General features: G+C 63.7%; 13 protein-coding genes and 1 tRNA gene. 10 read left to right on the forward strand and 4 right to left on the reverse strand.

Annotated elements, in window-relative coordinates; all coding sequences use genetic code 11:
• Positions 1-129: 129 nt before the first annotated feature.
• Together CMV30_RS07700 and CMV30_RS07705 are read left to right on the forward strand one after the other, a co-directional pair.
• Complete coding sequence (locus CMV30_RS07700; protein ID WP_096055471.1) at positions 130-2,061, forward strand: sensor histidine kinase; 1,932 nt, start codon at positions 130-132, stop codon at positions 2,059-2,061.
• The gene (locus tag CMV30_RS07705) at positions 2,058-2,501 is read left to right on the forward strand and encodes a response regulator (RefSeq protein ID WP_096055472.1); all 444 of its coding nucleotides are present in this window, start codon (positions 2,058-2,060) and stop codon (positions 2,499-2,501) included. Before CMV30_RS07700 ends, CMV30_RS07705 begins: the two co-directional genes overlap by 4 nt.
• 73 nt (positions 2,502-2,574) lie before the next feature.
• Here CMV30_RS07705 and CMV30_RS07710 read toward each other — a convergent pair whose 3' ends face one another.
• The 4 genes from CMV30_RS07710 to galA form a co-directional block, all read right to left on the reverse strand.
• The gene (locus CMV30_RS07710; RefSeq protein ID WP_217494478.1) at positions 2,575-3,714 is read right to left on the reverse strand and encodes a carbohydrate ABC transporter permease; all 1,140 of its coding nucleotides are present in this window, start codon (positions 3,712-3,714) and stop codon (positions 2,575-2,577) included.
• A 142-nt stretch (positions 3,715-3,856) separates the two neighbouring features.
• Complete coding sequence (locus CMV30_RS07715; RefSeq protein WP_096055473.1) at positions 3,857-4,768, reverse strand: carbohydrate ABC transporter permease; 912 nt, start codon at positions 4,766-4,768, stop codon at positions 3,857-3,859.
• On the reverse strand, positions 4,765-6,153 hold the full coding sequence (locus CMV30_RS07720; RefSeq protein ID WP_096055474.1) for an ABC transporter substrate-binding protein: 1,389 nt from the start codon (positions 6,151-6,153) through the stop codon (positions 4,765-4,767). The genes CMV30_RS07715 and CMV30_RS07720 overlap by 4 nt, the downstream gene beginning before the upstream one ends.
• Positions 6,154-6,157: 4 nt before the next feature.
• On the reverse strand, positions 6,158-8,623 hold the full coding sequence (gene galA / locus CMV30_RS07725; protein WP_096055475.1) for a beta-galactosidase GalA: 2,466 nt from the start codon (positions 8,621-8,623) through the stop codon (positions 6,158-6,160).
• A gap of 255 nt (positions 8,624-8,878) precedes the next feature.
• On the opposite strand from galA, the gene CMV30_RS07730 reads away from it, so the two are divergent.
• The 8 genes from CMV30_RS07730 to CMV30_RS20675 all read left to right on the forward strand — a co-directional run bounded on the left by CMV30_RS07730 (position 8,879) and on the right by CMV30_RS20675 (position 15,812).
• Positions 8,879-8,954 (forward strand) — tRNA-Arg (locus CMV30_RS07730).
• A gap of 28 nt (positions 8,955-8,982) precedes the next feature.
• The gene (locus tag CMV30_RS07735) at positions 8,983-9,858 is read left to right on the forward strand and encodes a DUF3800 domain-containing protein (protein WP_096055476.1); all 876 of its coding nucleotides are present in this window, start codon (positions 8,983-8,985) and stop codon (positions 9,856-9,858) included.
• Positions 9,859-10,076: 218 nt separating this feature from the next.
• Positions 10,077-11,024 (forward strand): NAD-dependent epimerase/dehydratase family protein, encoded by a 948-nt coding sequence (locus CMV30_RS07740; RefSeq protein WP_096055477.1) that lies wholly within the window; start codon positions 10,077-10,079, stop codon positions 11,022-11,024.
• Entirely contained in the window at positions 11,021-12,175 is a 1,155-nt protein-coding gene (locus CMV30_RS07745) for a glycosyltransferase family 2 protein (RefSeq protein ID WP_096055478.1), read from the forward strand. The genes CMV30_RS07740 and CMV30_RS07745 overlap by 4 nt, the downstream gene beginning before the upstream one ends.
• Positions 12,172-12,765, forward strand: a complete 594-nt coding sequence (locus CMV30_RS07750; RefSeq protein ID WP_096055479.1) for a hypothetical protein — start codon at positions 12,172-12,174, stop codon at positions 12,763-12,765. Before CMV30_RS07745 ends, CMV30_RS07750 begins: the two co-directional genes overlap by 4 nt.
• Positions 12,744-13,724, forward strand: coding sequence for a 3-oxoacyl-ACP synthase III family protein (locus CMV30_RS07755; RefSeq protein ID WP_096055480.1), 981 nt, complete (start codon positions 12,744-12,746; stop codon positions 13,722-13,724). Before CMV30_RS07750 ends, CMV30_RS07755 begins: the two co-directional genes overlap by 22 nt.
• Positions 13,721-14,542 carry an MBL fold metallo-hydrolase gene (locus CMV30_RS07760; protein ID WP_096055481.1) on the forward strand — a complete coding sequence of 274 codons (822 nt, stop codon included), beginning with the start codon at positions 13,721-13,723 and terminating at the stop codon, positions 14,540-14,542. The genes CMV30_RS07755 and CMV30_RS07760 overlap by 4 nt, the downstream gene beginning before the upstream one ends.
• Entirely contained in the window at positions 14,526-15,812 is a 1,287-nt protein-coding gene (locus CMV30_RS20675) for a glycosyltransferase (protein WP_096055482.1), read from the forward strand. The genes CMV30_RS07760 and CMV30_RS20675 overlap by 17 nt, the downstream gene beginning before the upstream one ends.
• Positions 15,813-15,829: the final 17 nt, after the last annotated feature.

A 15,829-nucleotide genomic window follows, 5' to 3' on the forward strand; every position in this document is an offset into this window, starting at 1 on the left:
GGCGAAACATTCCCCTAGCCTCCCCCCGGGAAAGTTCCTAGTCCCTAGATCGTCAGATACGATCGCCCCGTCGCTTCCGCCACACGCCTTGGCAACCCGAACTCCGTTCACGCCGCACCCCGCCTCGTCATGACTCTGACTGCCCGCCTCACCTTGGTGATGGTCGCCCTCGTCGTCGCGACCGCCGCCGCCGTGGGTTTTTTAACCTACCATAATCTCCAGGCCGTCGTCCTCCCCGTCGAACTCGCGCGCCTCCAATCTCACGTGCAACAACTCGCCGTGAAACTCGACGAAAGCGTCTCCGCCGCACGCAACGACGCCGCCGCCTTCGCCAGCGCCGCCGCCCTCGAAGGCATCATCCGTGCCCGCGAAAACGACGGCACCGATCCCGAAGGCGGCATCCCCGAAACCATCTGGCGCGACCGCCTCGCCAGGCGCTTCGCCGCCGAGCTCGCCGCCAAACCCTACTACCTCAAATTCCGCCTCATCGGCACCGCCCACGAGGGCCGCGAAATCGTCCGCGTGGACCGCTTCGACACCTACGACGGCATCCGCATCGTCCCCGAACCCGAACTCCAGCCCAAGGGCTCGCGCTTCTTCTTCACCGAAACCCTCCGCCTCCCCAAAGGCCAAGTCTACGTCTCCCCCATCACGCTCAACCAGGAGGACGGCGTCATCCATGAGCCCCACGCCCCCATGCTCCGCACCGGCGTGCCCATCCACGCCCGGTCCGGCCAGCCCTTCGGCATCATCCTCATTAACGTCGACATGCGCCCCATCTTCGCGCGCCTGAAAGCACCCGAGCACACCCGCGGCACCGTCTACATCGTCAACGACCAGGGCGACTTCCTCCTCCACCCCGACCGCGCCAAAGAATTCGGCTTCGACCTCGGTAAACGCCACCGCCTGCCCGACGATTTCCCCGCGCTCGAAGGCGTGCATACCGCCACCGCCCCCGGCACCCGACTCTTCCGCAGCCCCGACGGCACCGAATTCGGCGCTGCCTTCACGCCGGTCAAACCCGCCTCCGGCCCCGGCGTCGTCCTCGTGGAGATCGTGCCCAAAGATCAACTACTCCAGTCCACCCGCTCCGTCCGCGATTCCAGCCTCCTCGGCGCGCTTCTCGCCGCCGCCTGCGCCACCCTCCTCGCCGCCCTCCTCGCCCGCTCCCTCAGCAAACCCGTCGTCCAGCTCACCACCGCCGTCAAAGCCTTCGCCTCCGGCAACTCCGCGCCCCTCCCCGTCGCCGCCCCCGGCGAGATGGGCGTCCTCGCCCGCTCCTTCCACGACATGCGCTCCGAAGTCGCCGCCCTCCGCGCCGACCTCGAACACCGCGTCACCGCCCGCACCGCCGAACTCGAAGCCGCCAACAAGGAACTGGAAGCCTTCAGTTACTCCGTCTCCCACGACCTCCGCGCCCCGCTCCGCGCCGTCGATGGTTTCTCCGACGCCCTCCAGACCGACTTCGGTCCCTCGCTACCGCCCGATGCGCAGCGCTACCTCGCCATGATCCGCGAGGGCGCCCAGCGCATGGGCGCGCTGATCGACGACCTCCTCGCCTTCTCCCGCCTCAGCCGCCAGCCGATGCGCCTCCAAAATCACGACCCCGCGCGCCTCGTCCGCGAAGCCCTCCAGGATCTCGGTGGCTTTCCCAAAGATCGCTCCATCGAACTCAAACTCGGCGAACTCCCCGCCGCCTCCGGCGACCCCGTCCTCTTGAAACAAGTCTGGGTCAACCTCCTGTCCAACGCCGTCAAATACACCCGCCCCCGCGCGACCGCGGTGATCGAGATCGGCGCCAGCCTCGAAAACGGCCGGACGGTTTACTTCATCCGCGACAACGGCACCGGCTTCGACATGAAGTACGCCCACAAACTCTTCGGCGTCTTCCAGCGCCTCCACCGCGCCGAGGAATTCGAAGGCACCGGCGTCGGCCTCGCCATCGTCCACCGCATCCTCCAACGCCACGGCGGCCGCATCTGGGTCCACGCCGAGCCCGATAAAGGCACCACCTTCTTCCTGACACTTCCCCCACCGATCCCAGCCGCCCCCGTTGTATGAACGATTCCCACGCCGTCGAAATTCTCCTCGTCGAAGACAACCCGCATGACCTCGAACTCACCCTGCGCGCGCTCAAAAAAGCCGGCATCGCCAACCGCATCCAAGTCGCCCGCGACGGTGCCGAGGCCCTGGAGTTCATTTTCTGCGAAGGCCCCCACGCCACCCGCCGCATCGACGATGTCCCCAAAGTCATCCTCCTCGATTTGAAACTCCCCAAGGTGGACGGCCTCGAAGTGCTCCAACGCGTCAAAGGCGATCCGCGTACCAAGGCCATCCCCGTCACCATCCTCACCTCCTCGAAAGAGCAGCGCGACATCGTCGAAAGCTACCACCTCGGCGTGAACAGCTACATCGTGAAACCGGTGAACTTCGAAAGCTTCTCCACCGCCGTCCAAAACCTCGGCCTCTACTGGCTCCTCCTCAACCAGCCCCCCGCGTAAAGCTTCGCCACGCGGCCCCCCACCACGCACCAAACCACCGGCTACCCCACCGCGTGGCGAAGCCTATACGCGGCTAGCTCTTCCCTCCCGTCGTCGCGATCCCCTGCACAAACGTCCGCTGCGCGAAGAAAAACAACACCACCACCGGCACGATCGTCACCGCGCTCGCCGCCATCAGATGATGCCACTGCACCCCGCCGTTCTGCGCCTGGAAACTCTGCAACGCCAGTGACAGCGGGAACGTCTCCTTCCGCGTCAGATAAAGCAGCGGCCCGAGAAAATCATTCCACGCGTGCAGGAAATGAAGCACGCCCGCCGTCGCCAGCACCGGCTTGCTGAGCGGCAAAATGATCCGCCAGAAAATCGTCCACTCGCTGCACCCGTCGATCCGTGCCGCCTCGCTCAACTCCTCCGGAATCGCCCGGAAAAACTGCCGCATCAGGAAAATATTAAACGCGCTCCCGAAAAACGCCGGCACCCACAGCGGCATCAATGTCCCGATCATCCCCAGCTCTTTGAAAACACTGTAGAGCGGCACCATCAGCACCGGGAACGGCACCATCATCGTCGCGAGCGTCACTGCGAAAAACGCATCGCGCCCCCGCCACCGTATCCGCGCGAACCCATACGCCACGATCGCGTTCGACAGCACCGTCCCGATCACCCCGAGCACGCACACAATCAGCGAATTCGCCGTGAACCGCCAGAAACTCACCCGATGCTTCGCACCCAGCGCCGCCGGATCATCCGATCCGCCATCGAGCCTGCTGAGCGCATCCGGATAATTCTCCCACCGAAACGCCACCCGCGACTCCACTTCTTTGTCCGCCACAAACCGCCACCGGGGCGTCGCCCCAGCCACCGCACCTCGCCCCGCTTTCTCCGTCGCCCGCCACCACCCCGCCTCCACGCGCTGCACCACCCGCACCACATCGCCGCCCGCCGTCATCTGCGCCAGCTGCTCATCCGAATAGAAAATAATTTTCCCCGCCTGCTCGCCTCCGAGCCGCTCCACCACCGCGCCCGCCTGCGTCGCGCGATAGTCCAGCGTCACCTCCGCACGCCCCGCGCCCACATCCGCATAATACGCGCGCGGAATCCACGTCGGCGGCATCGCCGTCGATTGCTCGATCGGCTTCAGCGACGTGATCACGAGCCACACAAACGGCACCAAAAACAAACACGCCATCCCGCCGAGCAGCCCATAGATCACGAACCGTTTCGTCGTCTTCCTCAGTTCAACCGTCCCCTTCACGCCACACCTCCGTCCTCGTCACTCCGACTTTGCGCCTTCGCGCCTTTGCGTGAGCCCCAAGACTCAGCTTCATCCGCTTTGCGCTCCATATCACGGTTCTTCATTCCGCGTTCCCCCTCGAAAGCCGCGTCGCCATCCACGTCAGCACCGCGATCACGATGAACAGCACATACGCCATCGCGCTCGCGTAGCCCATCCGCAGATCGTGAAACGCCGTCGTGAACAGATACATCGTATAAAACAACAGCGACCTTGCCGGCGCCCCGTCATGCGTCCCCGTCCCGCCATTCGCCGCATCCGAAATAATAAACGCCTGCGCGAACACCTGCATCGCCCCGATCAGCCCCATCACCACGTTGAAATAAACCACCGGCGCGATGCACGGCAGCGTCACATGCCGGAACCGTTTCCACGCCGACGCCCCGTCGATCTCCGCCGCCTCGTACAACTCCTTCGGCACATTCTGCAGCCCCGTCAGATAGATCACCATCGCGTTGCCCACACCCCACAGACTCATGATCACCAGCGCCGGCTTCGACCACGCAGGATCCGCAAACCACGCCGGCGGCGTCAGCCCAAACCAGCCCAGCACCGGCGCGAGCACACCGTTAAGAAGCCCGTACTCCCCGTTGAAAATCCACAGCCACAACATCGACGACGCCACCACCGGCACGATCGACGGCAGATAAAACACCACGCGAAAAAACGGCCGCCCGCGCACGTCGCAGTTCAGCAGCATCGCCAGCCCCAGCGCCACCGCCGTCCCCAGCGGCACCGACAGCGCCGCGAACACGAGCGTGTTCCCGAGCGATTTCCAAAACAACGCGTCGCCCACCAGCTCCTGATAATTTTCCCCGCCGATCCACACCGCCGACTTCAAAATCGAGTAGTCGCAGAAACTATAATACAACGACGCGATCACCGGATAAGCCGTGAACACGCCCAGCCCCACGATCCACAAACTCGTGAACCCCAGCCCCGCGAAAAAATTCTTCCGCTCTCTCGGTGTCATCGCCGTGCCTCCTTCGCATCAGCCGCCCGTCGCTGCCGCTCCAGACTCCGCTTGTACCGCTCCCAACTCGCGCTCACCCGCGCCTGACACTCCGCCAGCGCCGCCTCCGGCTTGGCCATCAACGTCCGCGTCTGCTCGAACACCGCCATAAACTCCCGGTTGTACTCCTGCCACAACCCGACCTGCGGCACCGACACCGCGTGCGGACTCGCCGACAGCTCCCGAAAAATCCCGATGAACGGATGCGGATGCCGCTTCTCGAAAAACGGACTCCACTCCCGCAACGGCGAACTCTTCGCCTGCAAAAAACACGTCAGCTCGATCCCCGTTAGGTCCTCCCGCGTTTTCGCCGCCGCATTACTGGTGTTGGCAAACTTGATGAACTCCCATGCCGCACGCGGATTCTTCGCTCCGCGCGGGATCACGAGCACGTCCGCCTCCGCCATCGCAAAATCCTTCACCCCCGCCACCGCCTCCGGCCACGGCCCCACGCCATAATCGAGACCCGGCTTGTACTGGCGGATATAGTTATCGAACCACACGCCCTGAAAAACCATCGCGATTTTCCCGTTCATGAACGCCGACTGCGCGTTTAACGCCTGCCCGCCAAACCCGCTCGCAAACGTCCGCACTTCGTCCCGCCCGTTCTCCTCCGTGTAACGCGCCACCCACCGCATCGCCGCAAGATTCCTCGCATCCGTTCCCACCGTGATGCTCTCTCCGTCGAAAAGCTCCCCGCCAAACCACCGCGCAAAAATCCACGGCCACCAACCCGGCTCCTGCGGCAAAAACCCCAGCTGCGTTATCCGCCCCGTCTGCGCATCGCGCTTCGTCAGCTTCCGCGCAAAGTCATCGAGCTCCTCCACCGTCCGCGGCGGCCGCTCCGGATCGAGCCCCGCCTCGCGAAACAACGTCTTGTTCCAATGCAGCGCGATCATCGCCGGCGTCGAGATCCCCGCGAAAACCTGCCCGCGATACGCGCAGATGTGCGCGAACGGCGGATAATACCGCGCCAGCCATGCATCGCTCGTCATCCCATCTTCGCGAATAAACTCATCCAGCGGCATCAACGCCCCCGCATCCGCAAACGATGCGATATTCTGTACCCAGAGTCCGGCGACATCCGGCGGATCCCCTCCAGCCGCAGCCACCAAAACCTTACGGTCCACCTGCGACGTCGGGAAATACTCCACCACGACTTTATCCTGCGACCGGTTGAACGCATCCACCGTCGCCTGCATCGCCACGCCCTCGAAGCTCACCCACTTTTCCCAGTAAGTGACGTGAATCTTCCCGTCCTTCCCGACCACATCCGCCCGCGCCGCAGGCAAAAAGCCCGCGGCGCAAACAACTGCGCAAACGGAGAAACGCAGCGACCAGCTCATGCGCTCACTTCACCCGCGCAACTGCCGCAGCGCCAGCCTGAGAACTCGTGAACTCCACCATCGCTCCGCTCAACCCCTCCGACTTCGCCTTCAAGACCATCGGCCCCGCCTGATAAGTCGTCTGCACGATCACCTGCGCCAGTCCGTTGAACAACTTCCGCTCGCTCGCCTTGTCCGCCTCGTGCGACGCCGGATCACCGTTGCCCACGCCGATGATTTTCCCGCCCGTGATTTCAAACGTCACCAGATTATCCGCCACCGGCACCGCCCGCCCCTGCGCATCGAGCGCCGAAACCGTGATCACGGACACATCCTGATTGTCCGCCGTCAGCGCCGTCCGATCCGGCGTCATTACCAGCTTAGCCGCCAAACCCCTCGTCTCCACTGTGCGCGTCTCCACAACTTTCCCGCCGCGATACCCGCGCGCTTCGAGCGCGCCCGGCGCATACGCGACTTTCCACGCCAGATGCCCGTTGCGTGGCATGTCCTGCTTCCCGAGCGATTTTCCATTCAGCAACAACTCCACCGCCTCGTGATTGCTATGTACCCGCACGTCGAACTCCTGCCCTTCCTTCCCCGGCCAGTTCCAGTGCGGGAAAACATGCAGCACCGGCTCATCGGTCCACCACGCCTTCAAATAATAGAAACTGTCCTTCGGAAACCCGCACGTATCCAGAATGCCAAACTGCGAGCTGACCGCCGGCCACTTGAGCGGATTGGGCTCCCCCCGATAATCGAATCCTGTCCAGTAAATCACACCCGCCAGATACGGCCGCGCCGCATAATGCTTCCAGCCGGTCTCGACGTTCCCGCCCGAGGTGCCGTCTTCGAGCGGCGCCATGTGCCCGCGCTCCTTGTCGTCGAAATAAATGCCGCGCGTCGCCTGCGTGGTCGTTTCCTCCGTTCCCAAAATCACCTGCCAGGGGAACTCCTTGTGCTGCTTATCCGTGTCGCCGTGCCGGATGTAATTCACGCCCATCGCTTCGATCACCGTCGAGATGCCGCCCCAGCCGCCGCTGATCGCCACCGTCATCATCCGCGTCGGATCGAGCCTCTTCGCAAACGCCTGCATCGTCGTCGTAATCCGCGCGCCGGTGATATTTCCCTCGATCGCCCACTCCTCGTTTCCGAGCGACCACATGATCACGCTCGGGTGATTCCGGTCGCGCCGGATCATCCGCTCCACCGCGTCGAGATGCAGCGGATTCGAGCCCATGAGCCGCGTCTCATCGATCACGAGCATCCCGAGCCGGTCGCACGCATCGAGCAACTCCGGCGTCGGGGGATTGTGCGAACAGCGATAAACATTCGAGCCCATCGCCTTCAGCGCCTTGATCCGAAAATCCTGCAACGCGTCCGGAATCGCCGCCCCCACGCCCGCATGATCCTGGTGGTTATTCGTGCCCTTCAGTTTCACGTGTTTCCCGTTCAGGAAAAACCCCTCGTTCGGATCGAACCGCACCGTGCGAATTCCAAATTTCGTCTCCACGCGATCCACCACCGCCCCACCAGCACTCACCTCCGCGACGAGCGTGTACAGCACCGGAGTCTCAATCGACCAAAGCTGCGGCTTCGTCACCGCCAGAGCAGAGCCCAACTCCACCGTCTCTCCCGCCTCCACTCCCTGCATCTCCGTCGCCGCCTCCGCCACGCTCTTCCCGTCGGCATCAATCACGAGATAACGCACCGACATCCCCGCCGCCTCCGCCTTTCCAAGCGCGTGCGCCACCTCCGACCACACCTGAACCTTTGCTGCGCCCGCTTCATCCACATCCGTCACGATCGTCGTCCCATCCGCGACCAGATGCACCGGCGCCGTCTTCTCCAACCACACATGGCGGTAAATGCCCGCACCCTCGTAAAACCAACCTTCTTCCATCGTCACATCGCAACGCACCGCGATCACGTTTTCTCCGCCGTAGTTGAGATAATCCGACACATCGTAACGAAACCCCAGATAACCGCTCGGCTCCTCCCCGAGATAAAATCCATTCACCCACACCCGCGACGCCCGAAACACGCCGTCGAACACCAGACTGATCCGCCGCCCCAGATCCTCCTTCGGGATAGTGATTGTCTTCCGATACCATCCCACATTCACGTCCGGAAAGCCCGGCCCCACCGCACGATACCCGTGACTGTGCGACCCGTTCGCCACATTCGGCTGCTCCACCGCCCAGTCATGCGGCAGATCGAGCGTCCGCCACGCCGAGTCATCGAACTTCCCCACCGGCGCCGCCGGTCCATCTCCGAATCCCGTCTTCGTGATGTAAGCAAAATACCCCGTCGCATGACCGAAGTCCTTCTTCGTGTCGCTCGGATGCCCAAACGCGAACCTCCACCCGTCATCCATCCGCAACCGCTCCCGACCTCCCGATGCATCTGCCGCCATCACCAGCGACACGGCGACACTCACCACAAACGAAACAAGACCAGTCACACGAATCCACGAACGGAACGAAGCGCGCATAAACAAAGACAAGGAGGGTTAGGGGAGAAATGTCGGGCCTCCGAAGGCCCGGCCAAAACAAGACCAGCACCGTGAACCCAATCAACCGCGCAAGGAAAGCCGATTTAACACTAAATCCATGCTTTTTTCCTATCCGCTCACTCCGGCTCCCGGTCTGCACGCATTCAGCCGTTCGCAATCTCTCCACACGCACACCGCCCACGAATCCCGGCTTGCCGCCCATTTCGACTCCACCCGTACTCTCCGGCGTTCGTCGTCCTCGTAGCTCAAATGGATAGAGCGCGCGTTTCCTAAACGTGTGATCCCAGTTCGATTCTGGGCGAGGGCACCAGACCCCCGGGAGATCCAGCCACCACCGAATGTCCGATTTCATCGCATCCACCCCCTCAGACGAAAAAGAATACGTTCTTTTCTGTGATGAGTCTGACCGCCACGGCGCTTTCTATTCCAACTTCTACGGAGGCGTACGCATACCAGCTTCTCGGTTATTATCGGTCGAACAAACCCTTCGTGAAAAGAAAACGCATCTCGGTTTAACCAGCGAAATCAAGTGGCAGAAAGTGGGCGCCGACGTAGTAGAACGATACGAAGAATTTCTAGCCACGTTCTTCGACCAAATGGCGGCTGGGCGTCTCCACATGCGAGTCATGTTTACCCATAACACCCAAGTTGCCGTGGGCCTGTCGCGTGATCAGCAGGACCAGAGCTACTACCACCTCTACTATCAGTTTCTTAAACATAGTTTCGGTCTCGCCAGCATTCCGACCCACTCTGCTCCTCCTCGCTTACGCATATACCTCGATGAAATCGGCGACACCCGTGAACAAATCACCAAGTTCAAGGGCTACTTACTTGGACTCGCCGATATAAAGACCATCCGTCACTCCGGCGGCATCGTCCTGGAGCCCAACTCTATTACCGAGGTCCGATCACACGATCATATCATCATGCAGGCACTCGATACCGTGCTCGGATCAATCACCTTCCGATTAAACGACAAACACCTGGAAAAATTGCCAGGCACACGTCGTCGCGGAAAGCGGACTATCGCCAAGGATCGGTTGCAGAAATTCATCCTAAGCCAGATCAAACGGGTCACCGGCAAGCTGCATTTCAACATCGGCATAAGCACGGGGAGATCAGCAAGTCCGGACGCCGCGTGGTCAGATCCTTACCTTCATTGGCAATTCGTGCCTAAAAACATTCAGATCAATAAGGCCTTCCACAAACGATGAAAAGACAACGCCCCGTTTGGACCTACATAAAACTCTGACGACAAGCGTCAGCATTCGGTCAAACAGGGCGTTGCGAGACAACATCCGCTTTGTCGCTCGATTTGCAAGGCAATAGGCCTCCCGTGCCGCCTTCTCGGCCCGTACCTACGACACATTTTCAGCGATCATCCCCACCTTTTGATTACGCAAACCTGCATCGCACATCGCCCCCGCCGCTCATGAAAATCCTCATCACCGGCAGCTCCGGCTTCGTCGGCGGAGCCCTCTGCGCAAAATCCGTCGCCAACGGCTGGGACACCACCGGCCTCTCACGTCACGCCTCCGTAACCGGAAACTGGATAGCCGCCGACCTCACCCGCCCGCTCACGCTCCCCGCCGGCTACCGCCCCGACGTCGTCGTCCACTGCGCCGCCCGCTCCTCGCCGTGGGGCACCGCCCGCGACTTCGAGCGCCAAAACATCGACGCCACCCGCCACGTGATCGACTTCTGCCGCCGCGCCGGAAGCCCCCACCTCATCTACATCTCCACCAGCGCCGTCCTCTACCGCAACGAGCACCAGCTCGCCATGAGCGAGGCCACGCCTCCCGCCGATCGTTTCCTTAACCACTACGCCCGCACCAAATTCGCCGGCGAAACCCTCGTCCAAACCTACGCCGGCCCCTCCACGATCCTCCGCCCGCGCGCCATCTTCGGCCCCGGCGACACCGTGGTCTTTCCCCGCATCCTCCGCGCCGCCCGCGAGGGCAAATTCCCCATCATTCACTCCGCCACGCCCGTGATGGCAGACCTCATCTACATCGACACCCTCATCGACTACATCATCCGCGTCATCGAACGCCGTGCCACCGGCCTCTTCCATCTGAGCAACAACCACCCGATCGCTCTCACCGCCTTTCTTCAAAACGTCTTCACCCGCCTCGACCTGCCCGCTCCGCGCCGCCGCATTCCCGTCTCCCGCGCCATGACCGCCGCCGCCTGCATCGAGACGCTCTACCGCCTCCTCCCATTCCTAGGCGAGCCCCCGATCACCCGCTTCGGCGTCTCCGTCTTCGCGTATTCGAAGACCATGGACGTCACCAAATCCCTCCGCAAACTCGGCACTCCCTCCGTCTCCCTCGACGAAGGCGTCGAGCGCTTCGTCCGCTGGCAAAAAGCGCAGCCATGACCGCTTCGCTCGTGATCGCTGCCGCCTACCTCGGCCAGCTCACCCTCAAAGCCCTCCTCGCCTCGCGCTACGCCCGCCACACGCGCCACCTCCCCGCCACGCCCGCTTCTGCCACTACGCCCGTCTCCATTCTCCAACCCATCCTCAGCGGCGACCCGCAACTCGCATCCACACTCGAATCCAATCGCCACACTTTCCCCACCGCGCACTTCCTCTGGCTAATCGACGAAACCGACCCTGAGGCCACGCTCATCTGCGAAAACCTCGCGTCCCGCTTTCCCGCTCAACCCATCCACGTCCTCCGTTGCGCTCCCCCACCCCAAGGCATCAACCCCAAAGCCCACAAGCTCGCCCTCGCCCTTCCGCTCGTCACGACATCAGTGTTCGTCGTCCTCGACGACGACACCCGCCTCTCCCCCGCCGGACTCACCGCCCTCATCGGCGGTCTCGACTCCGGCGCTACACTCGCCACCGGCCTCCCCCGCTATCACGCCGCAAACGGTCGCTTCAGCCCCTGGCTCGCCGAGTTCGTCAACTCCGCCGCCGTCCTCACCTACCTGCCCGCGCTCGCCGTCAGTCCGCCCGTCTCCATCCACGGCATGTGCTACGCCCTGCGCACCGCCGACGCCCGTCGCCTCAACGTATTCGAAACCATATCACGCGCCCTCACCGACGACCTCGCCCTCGCAGTGGAACTCCAGCGCCACGGCCTGAAAATCCACCAGACCATCGAACCCCACGACATCGCCACCTCAGTCCCGTCTTTCTCCGCGCTCCTGCACATCTTGCATCGCTGGTTCCTCTTCACGCGCCTGCTCCTCACCGCCTGCCCGCTCTCCCAAAAAATCGGGATCTCCGCCGCCTACGCACTTCCCCCGTTCCTCCTGATTACCCTCACCGCACTCGCCTTCACCTCGTGGTCCGCCGCGCTCGTTCTCACCGCTACACTCCTTCTTCGCGAAGTCGTCCTCGCCACCGTCACCCGCCAATTTCTCGGCCGCGCCACCTCCTCCCGTCGCGAACCCTTCGCCTCCGCCCTCCTCGAAATCGCCCAGCCCGCCTTCCTCCTCGCCGCCACGCTCCACACCACTATCCGCTGGCGCACCCGCACGATCCGCGTCCGCTCCGTCACTGACTTCGAGTACCTATGAAGCCCGCGCTCACCATCGCCTTCTTCACCGGCCAAAGCGCCCCCGGCCACTGCGCGCTCAGCCCCGAACAGGAAAACTTCCTCGCCCTCCTCGCCGCTCCCACCGGTGAAAATTCCTTCAACCGCCTCCTGCTCAACTTTCCCTACATCCCCGATTCCCGCCCCTTCCGCGACACCCCGCTGCTCCGCGCCTCCTGGAATAACCTCCTCGGCTACGCCCGCTCGCGCCGTCCGTCCTTTATTCTCAACTACCGCCCTTCCGTCTTCGCCGCGATCGCGCGCGCCACCCACACCATCTTCCTCGCCGGCAGCTCCGGCCTCGAACTTTTCAACAACCTCGATCTCCCCGAATCCGCCGAGCGCCGCTGCACGTTGATCTGCTACGGCCCTATCGCACGACGTCTCCCGCGCCACGCCACCACCATCATCGTCCAGGGCTCCCGCGACTTTCTTTCCCGCGCACTCTTCCGCCATCCCGCGCTCACCGTGCGCTGCAACCACCTCGGCTACCTGCGCGATCCCGCGTTCCTCCGCATCTGCCAGGAACAACTCGCCAAACTCTCCCCGTCATGCTCCAGCATTTCCGCATAACCGGTTCCGCTCGCTATCTGCCCGGCCACAAAATCGAGTCCGAGGAACTCGACGCCCGTCTCGGCTTTCCCCGCGGCACCACGTTCGCCCGCACCGGCGTGCAAACCCGTCACCAAGCGCTCGCTCCCGAAAACGCCGCTACCATGGCGAAACGCGTCATCGAAGATGCCCTCGCTTCCGCCCGCACCGATCTCTCCGGCATCGATCTCCTCATCGACGCCAGCCTCTGCCTCCAGCAACCCATTCCCTGCAACGCCGCCCTCATTCAGGAAGCCCTCGGCCCCGCCGCCGCTGGCATCCCATGCATGGATACACACGCCAGTTGCCTCGGTTTCTTCGCCGCCCTTCGCACCGTCAACGGCCTCTTCGCCAGCGAATCCCTCCGCCGCATCGTCGTCGTCTGCTCGGAAACCTCCCTCCTCGGCGTCAACTGGTCCGAACCCGAGAGCGCCTGCCTCATGGGCGACGGCGCCGCCGCCTTGGTCTTCGAGCGCAACCCGTCTCCCACTCCGTGCGCGCTCGCCATGGAAACCTTCGCCGAGGGCGCGCACCTCTGCGAAGTCGCCGGCGGCGGACACCGCCTGCCTTCCTACGCCTTCAACAAAGCCATCGAGTCCCGCTACCGCTTCCGTATGGACGGCAAAGCCCTCCACAAACTCGCCAGCCGCCACCTCCCCGCGCTCGTCCAGCGCGTCCTCCGCGACGCCAACTGTTCCCCCACCGAACTCGACGTCGTCCCCCACCAGGCCTCAGGTCCCGCCATCGAATTGATCGCCCGCCGCCTCGATATCCCGCGCGAGCGTTTCCACGTCTCGATCTCCGAACACGGCAACCTCGTCTCCGCCTCCATCCCGTTCGTCCTGCACAAAGTCCGCCAGGAAAAGCCCGCCGGCTCCCGTATCCTTCTACTGGGCACCGCCGCCGGTTACACTCAGGCCGCCGGAGTCATCACGCTGTGAGCCTGCGCGTCCACTTCCTCAACGGCGGACACTGCCGCCACCTGCTCGCCTCCATCGACGGCCGCACCTTCCGCACCGTCCAATTCCACGCCGTCCTGCTCGCCATCGAGCACCCATCCCTCGGCTGGATCGTTTGCGACACCGGCTACGGCGGCCGCTTCCTCGCCGCCACCAGCGCCTTCCCCTCTCGCCTCTATCGCTGGGCCACGCCCGTCTCCGACAACCTTCCCGCCACATCCGCCCTCGCCCGCATCGGCCTGCATCCCGCCGACATCCGCCACCTCATCATCACCCATTTTCACGCCGACCACATCGGCGGCCTCCGCGACTTCCCCCAAGCCCGCGTCTATTTCCACGAACACGCTCTCGCTCCCCTCCTTGCATTAAAACCCTTCCGCCAAACCCGCGCCGCCTTCCTCCCGAGTTTGCTCCCCGACGACCTCGCCTCTCGCAGCCACATCCTCCCCGACTCCGCCTTCCTCCCCGACGCCCGCCTTCCGTTCCGCAGCTGCGACCTTTTGGGCGACAGCCTGCTCAAAGCCGTCTTCCTCCCCGGCCACGCCCCCGGCCAGATCGGTCTCGAATTCACCGATACCGCCGCGCGCGAGCGCCCCACGCTCTACTGCGCCGACGCCTTCTGGCGCTCCGAACAACTGCTCAACAATATCAACCTCCCGCGTCTCACCCGCTCGCTCCAGTGGGACGGCCCCTCCTATCTCTCCACGATCAATCACCTCCGCACGCTCGCTCGCGCCGACACCCACCGCCTCCTCGCCTGCCACGACGATATCACCCAACGCCATGTCGCGCCGTCTTAAGATCGACCTCGTCGCGCCTCCGTTCGAGGGCCACCTCCACCCGATCCTCGGCCTCGCCCGCATCCTCCGCGAATACGCCGACATCCGCATCTTCTCCACCCCCGACGCCGCCACCCGCGTCGCCGACGCCGGTTTTCAACTACACCCGATCCTCGCCGCCCACGCGCGCGCCGTTTGGAGCATCCCCAACACCACCCGCCCCGTCCGCGGCCGCCCCTGGATGCTCCTCCAGCAATTCCGCCAAAACCTCCGCCTCCTCCCCGATCTCCGCCGCGAAATCTCCGCCGCCTGGGCAACACATCCGCCCGACCTCGCCATCGTCGATTTCACGCTCCCCAGCGTCGGCCACTGGGCCCGCGAGCGCGGCATCCGCTGGTGGACTTCACACCCGTCCCCACTCGCCATCGAGACACCCGACGGCACCCCAACCTACCTCGGCGGCTGGCTCCCACCCGCGACCCTCCTCGGCAAAATCCGCGACGCCTCCGCCCGCAAAACCATCCACCTCTTCAAACGCGCGATGTTCCTCACCCACGCGCGCCCGCTCCGCGCCATCGGCCTCGACCGCATTTACCGCTCCGACGGCTCCGAAAACGTTTACTCCGACGACATCATCCTCGCCCTAGGCTCCGCCGCCCTCGAATTCCCCGCCACCTGGCCCCGCGCCGTCCGCTTCATCGGCCCGTCCTGCTACACGCCACCCCCACGCGACGACGTCCCGCTCAGCCTCGATCCGTCCCGCAAAAACGTCCTCGTCACTCTCGGCACACACCTTCCCTACACGCGCCGCCAGCTCCTCTCGCTCCTCCCAGTCTGGGCCGCACAAATGCCCGACATCTTCTTCCACTACACCACCGGCGGGAAACAAAACACCGGCCACTCCGCCCCCACATCTTCATCCGCCTCCACTGAACTCCCCTCCGGCCCCAACTGGAAAACCTACCGCTACCTGCACTACGACTCCGCGGTCTCGCGCTTCGACGCCGTCATCCACCACGGCGGTGCCGGCATCGTCTACCACACGCTCAACGCCGCCCTCTCCGCCGTCGTCTGGCCGCAAGACTACGACCAGTTCGATTTCGCCGCCCGCCTCGCCCACCACGGCCTCGCCCTCCGTTGCTCCCACCCGCGCCAGATTCCCACCGCCCTCCGCCGCATCCTCACCGAGCCCGGCTCCCGCGAACGCGCGGCATTCTTCGCCCGCGATCTCCACCAGATCGATCAACCCGCTCTCCTGAAAAACCTCCTGCACGAACGCGGCCTGCTCTAAAAAACGTCCGCCCGCTG

It is taken from the genome of Nibricoccus aquaticus, assembly GCF_002310495.1.
Classification (GTDB): domain Bacteria; phylum Verrucomicrobiota; class Verrucomicrobiia; order Opitutales; family Opitutaceae; genus Nibricoccus; species Nibricoccus aquaticus.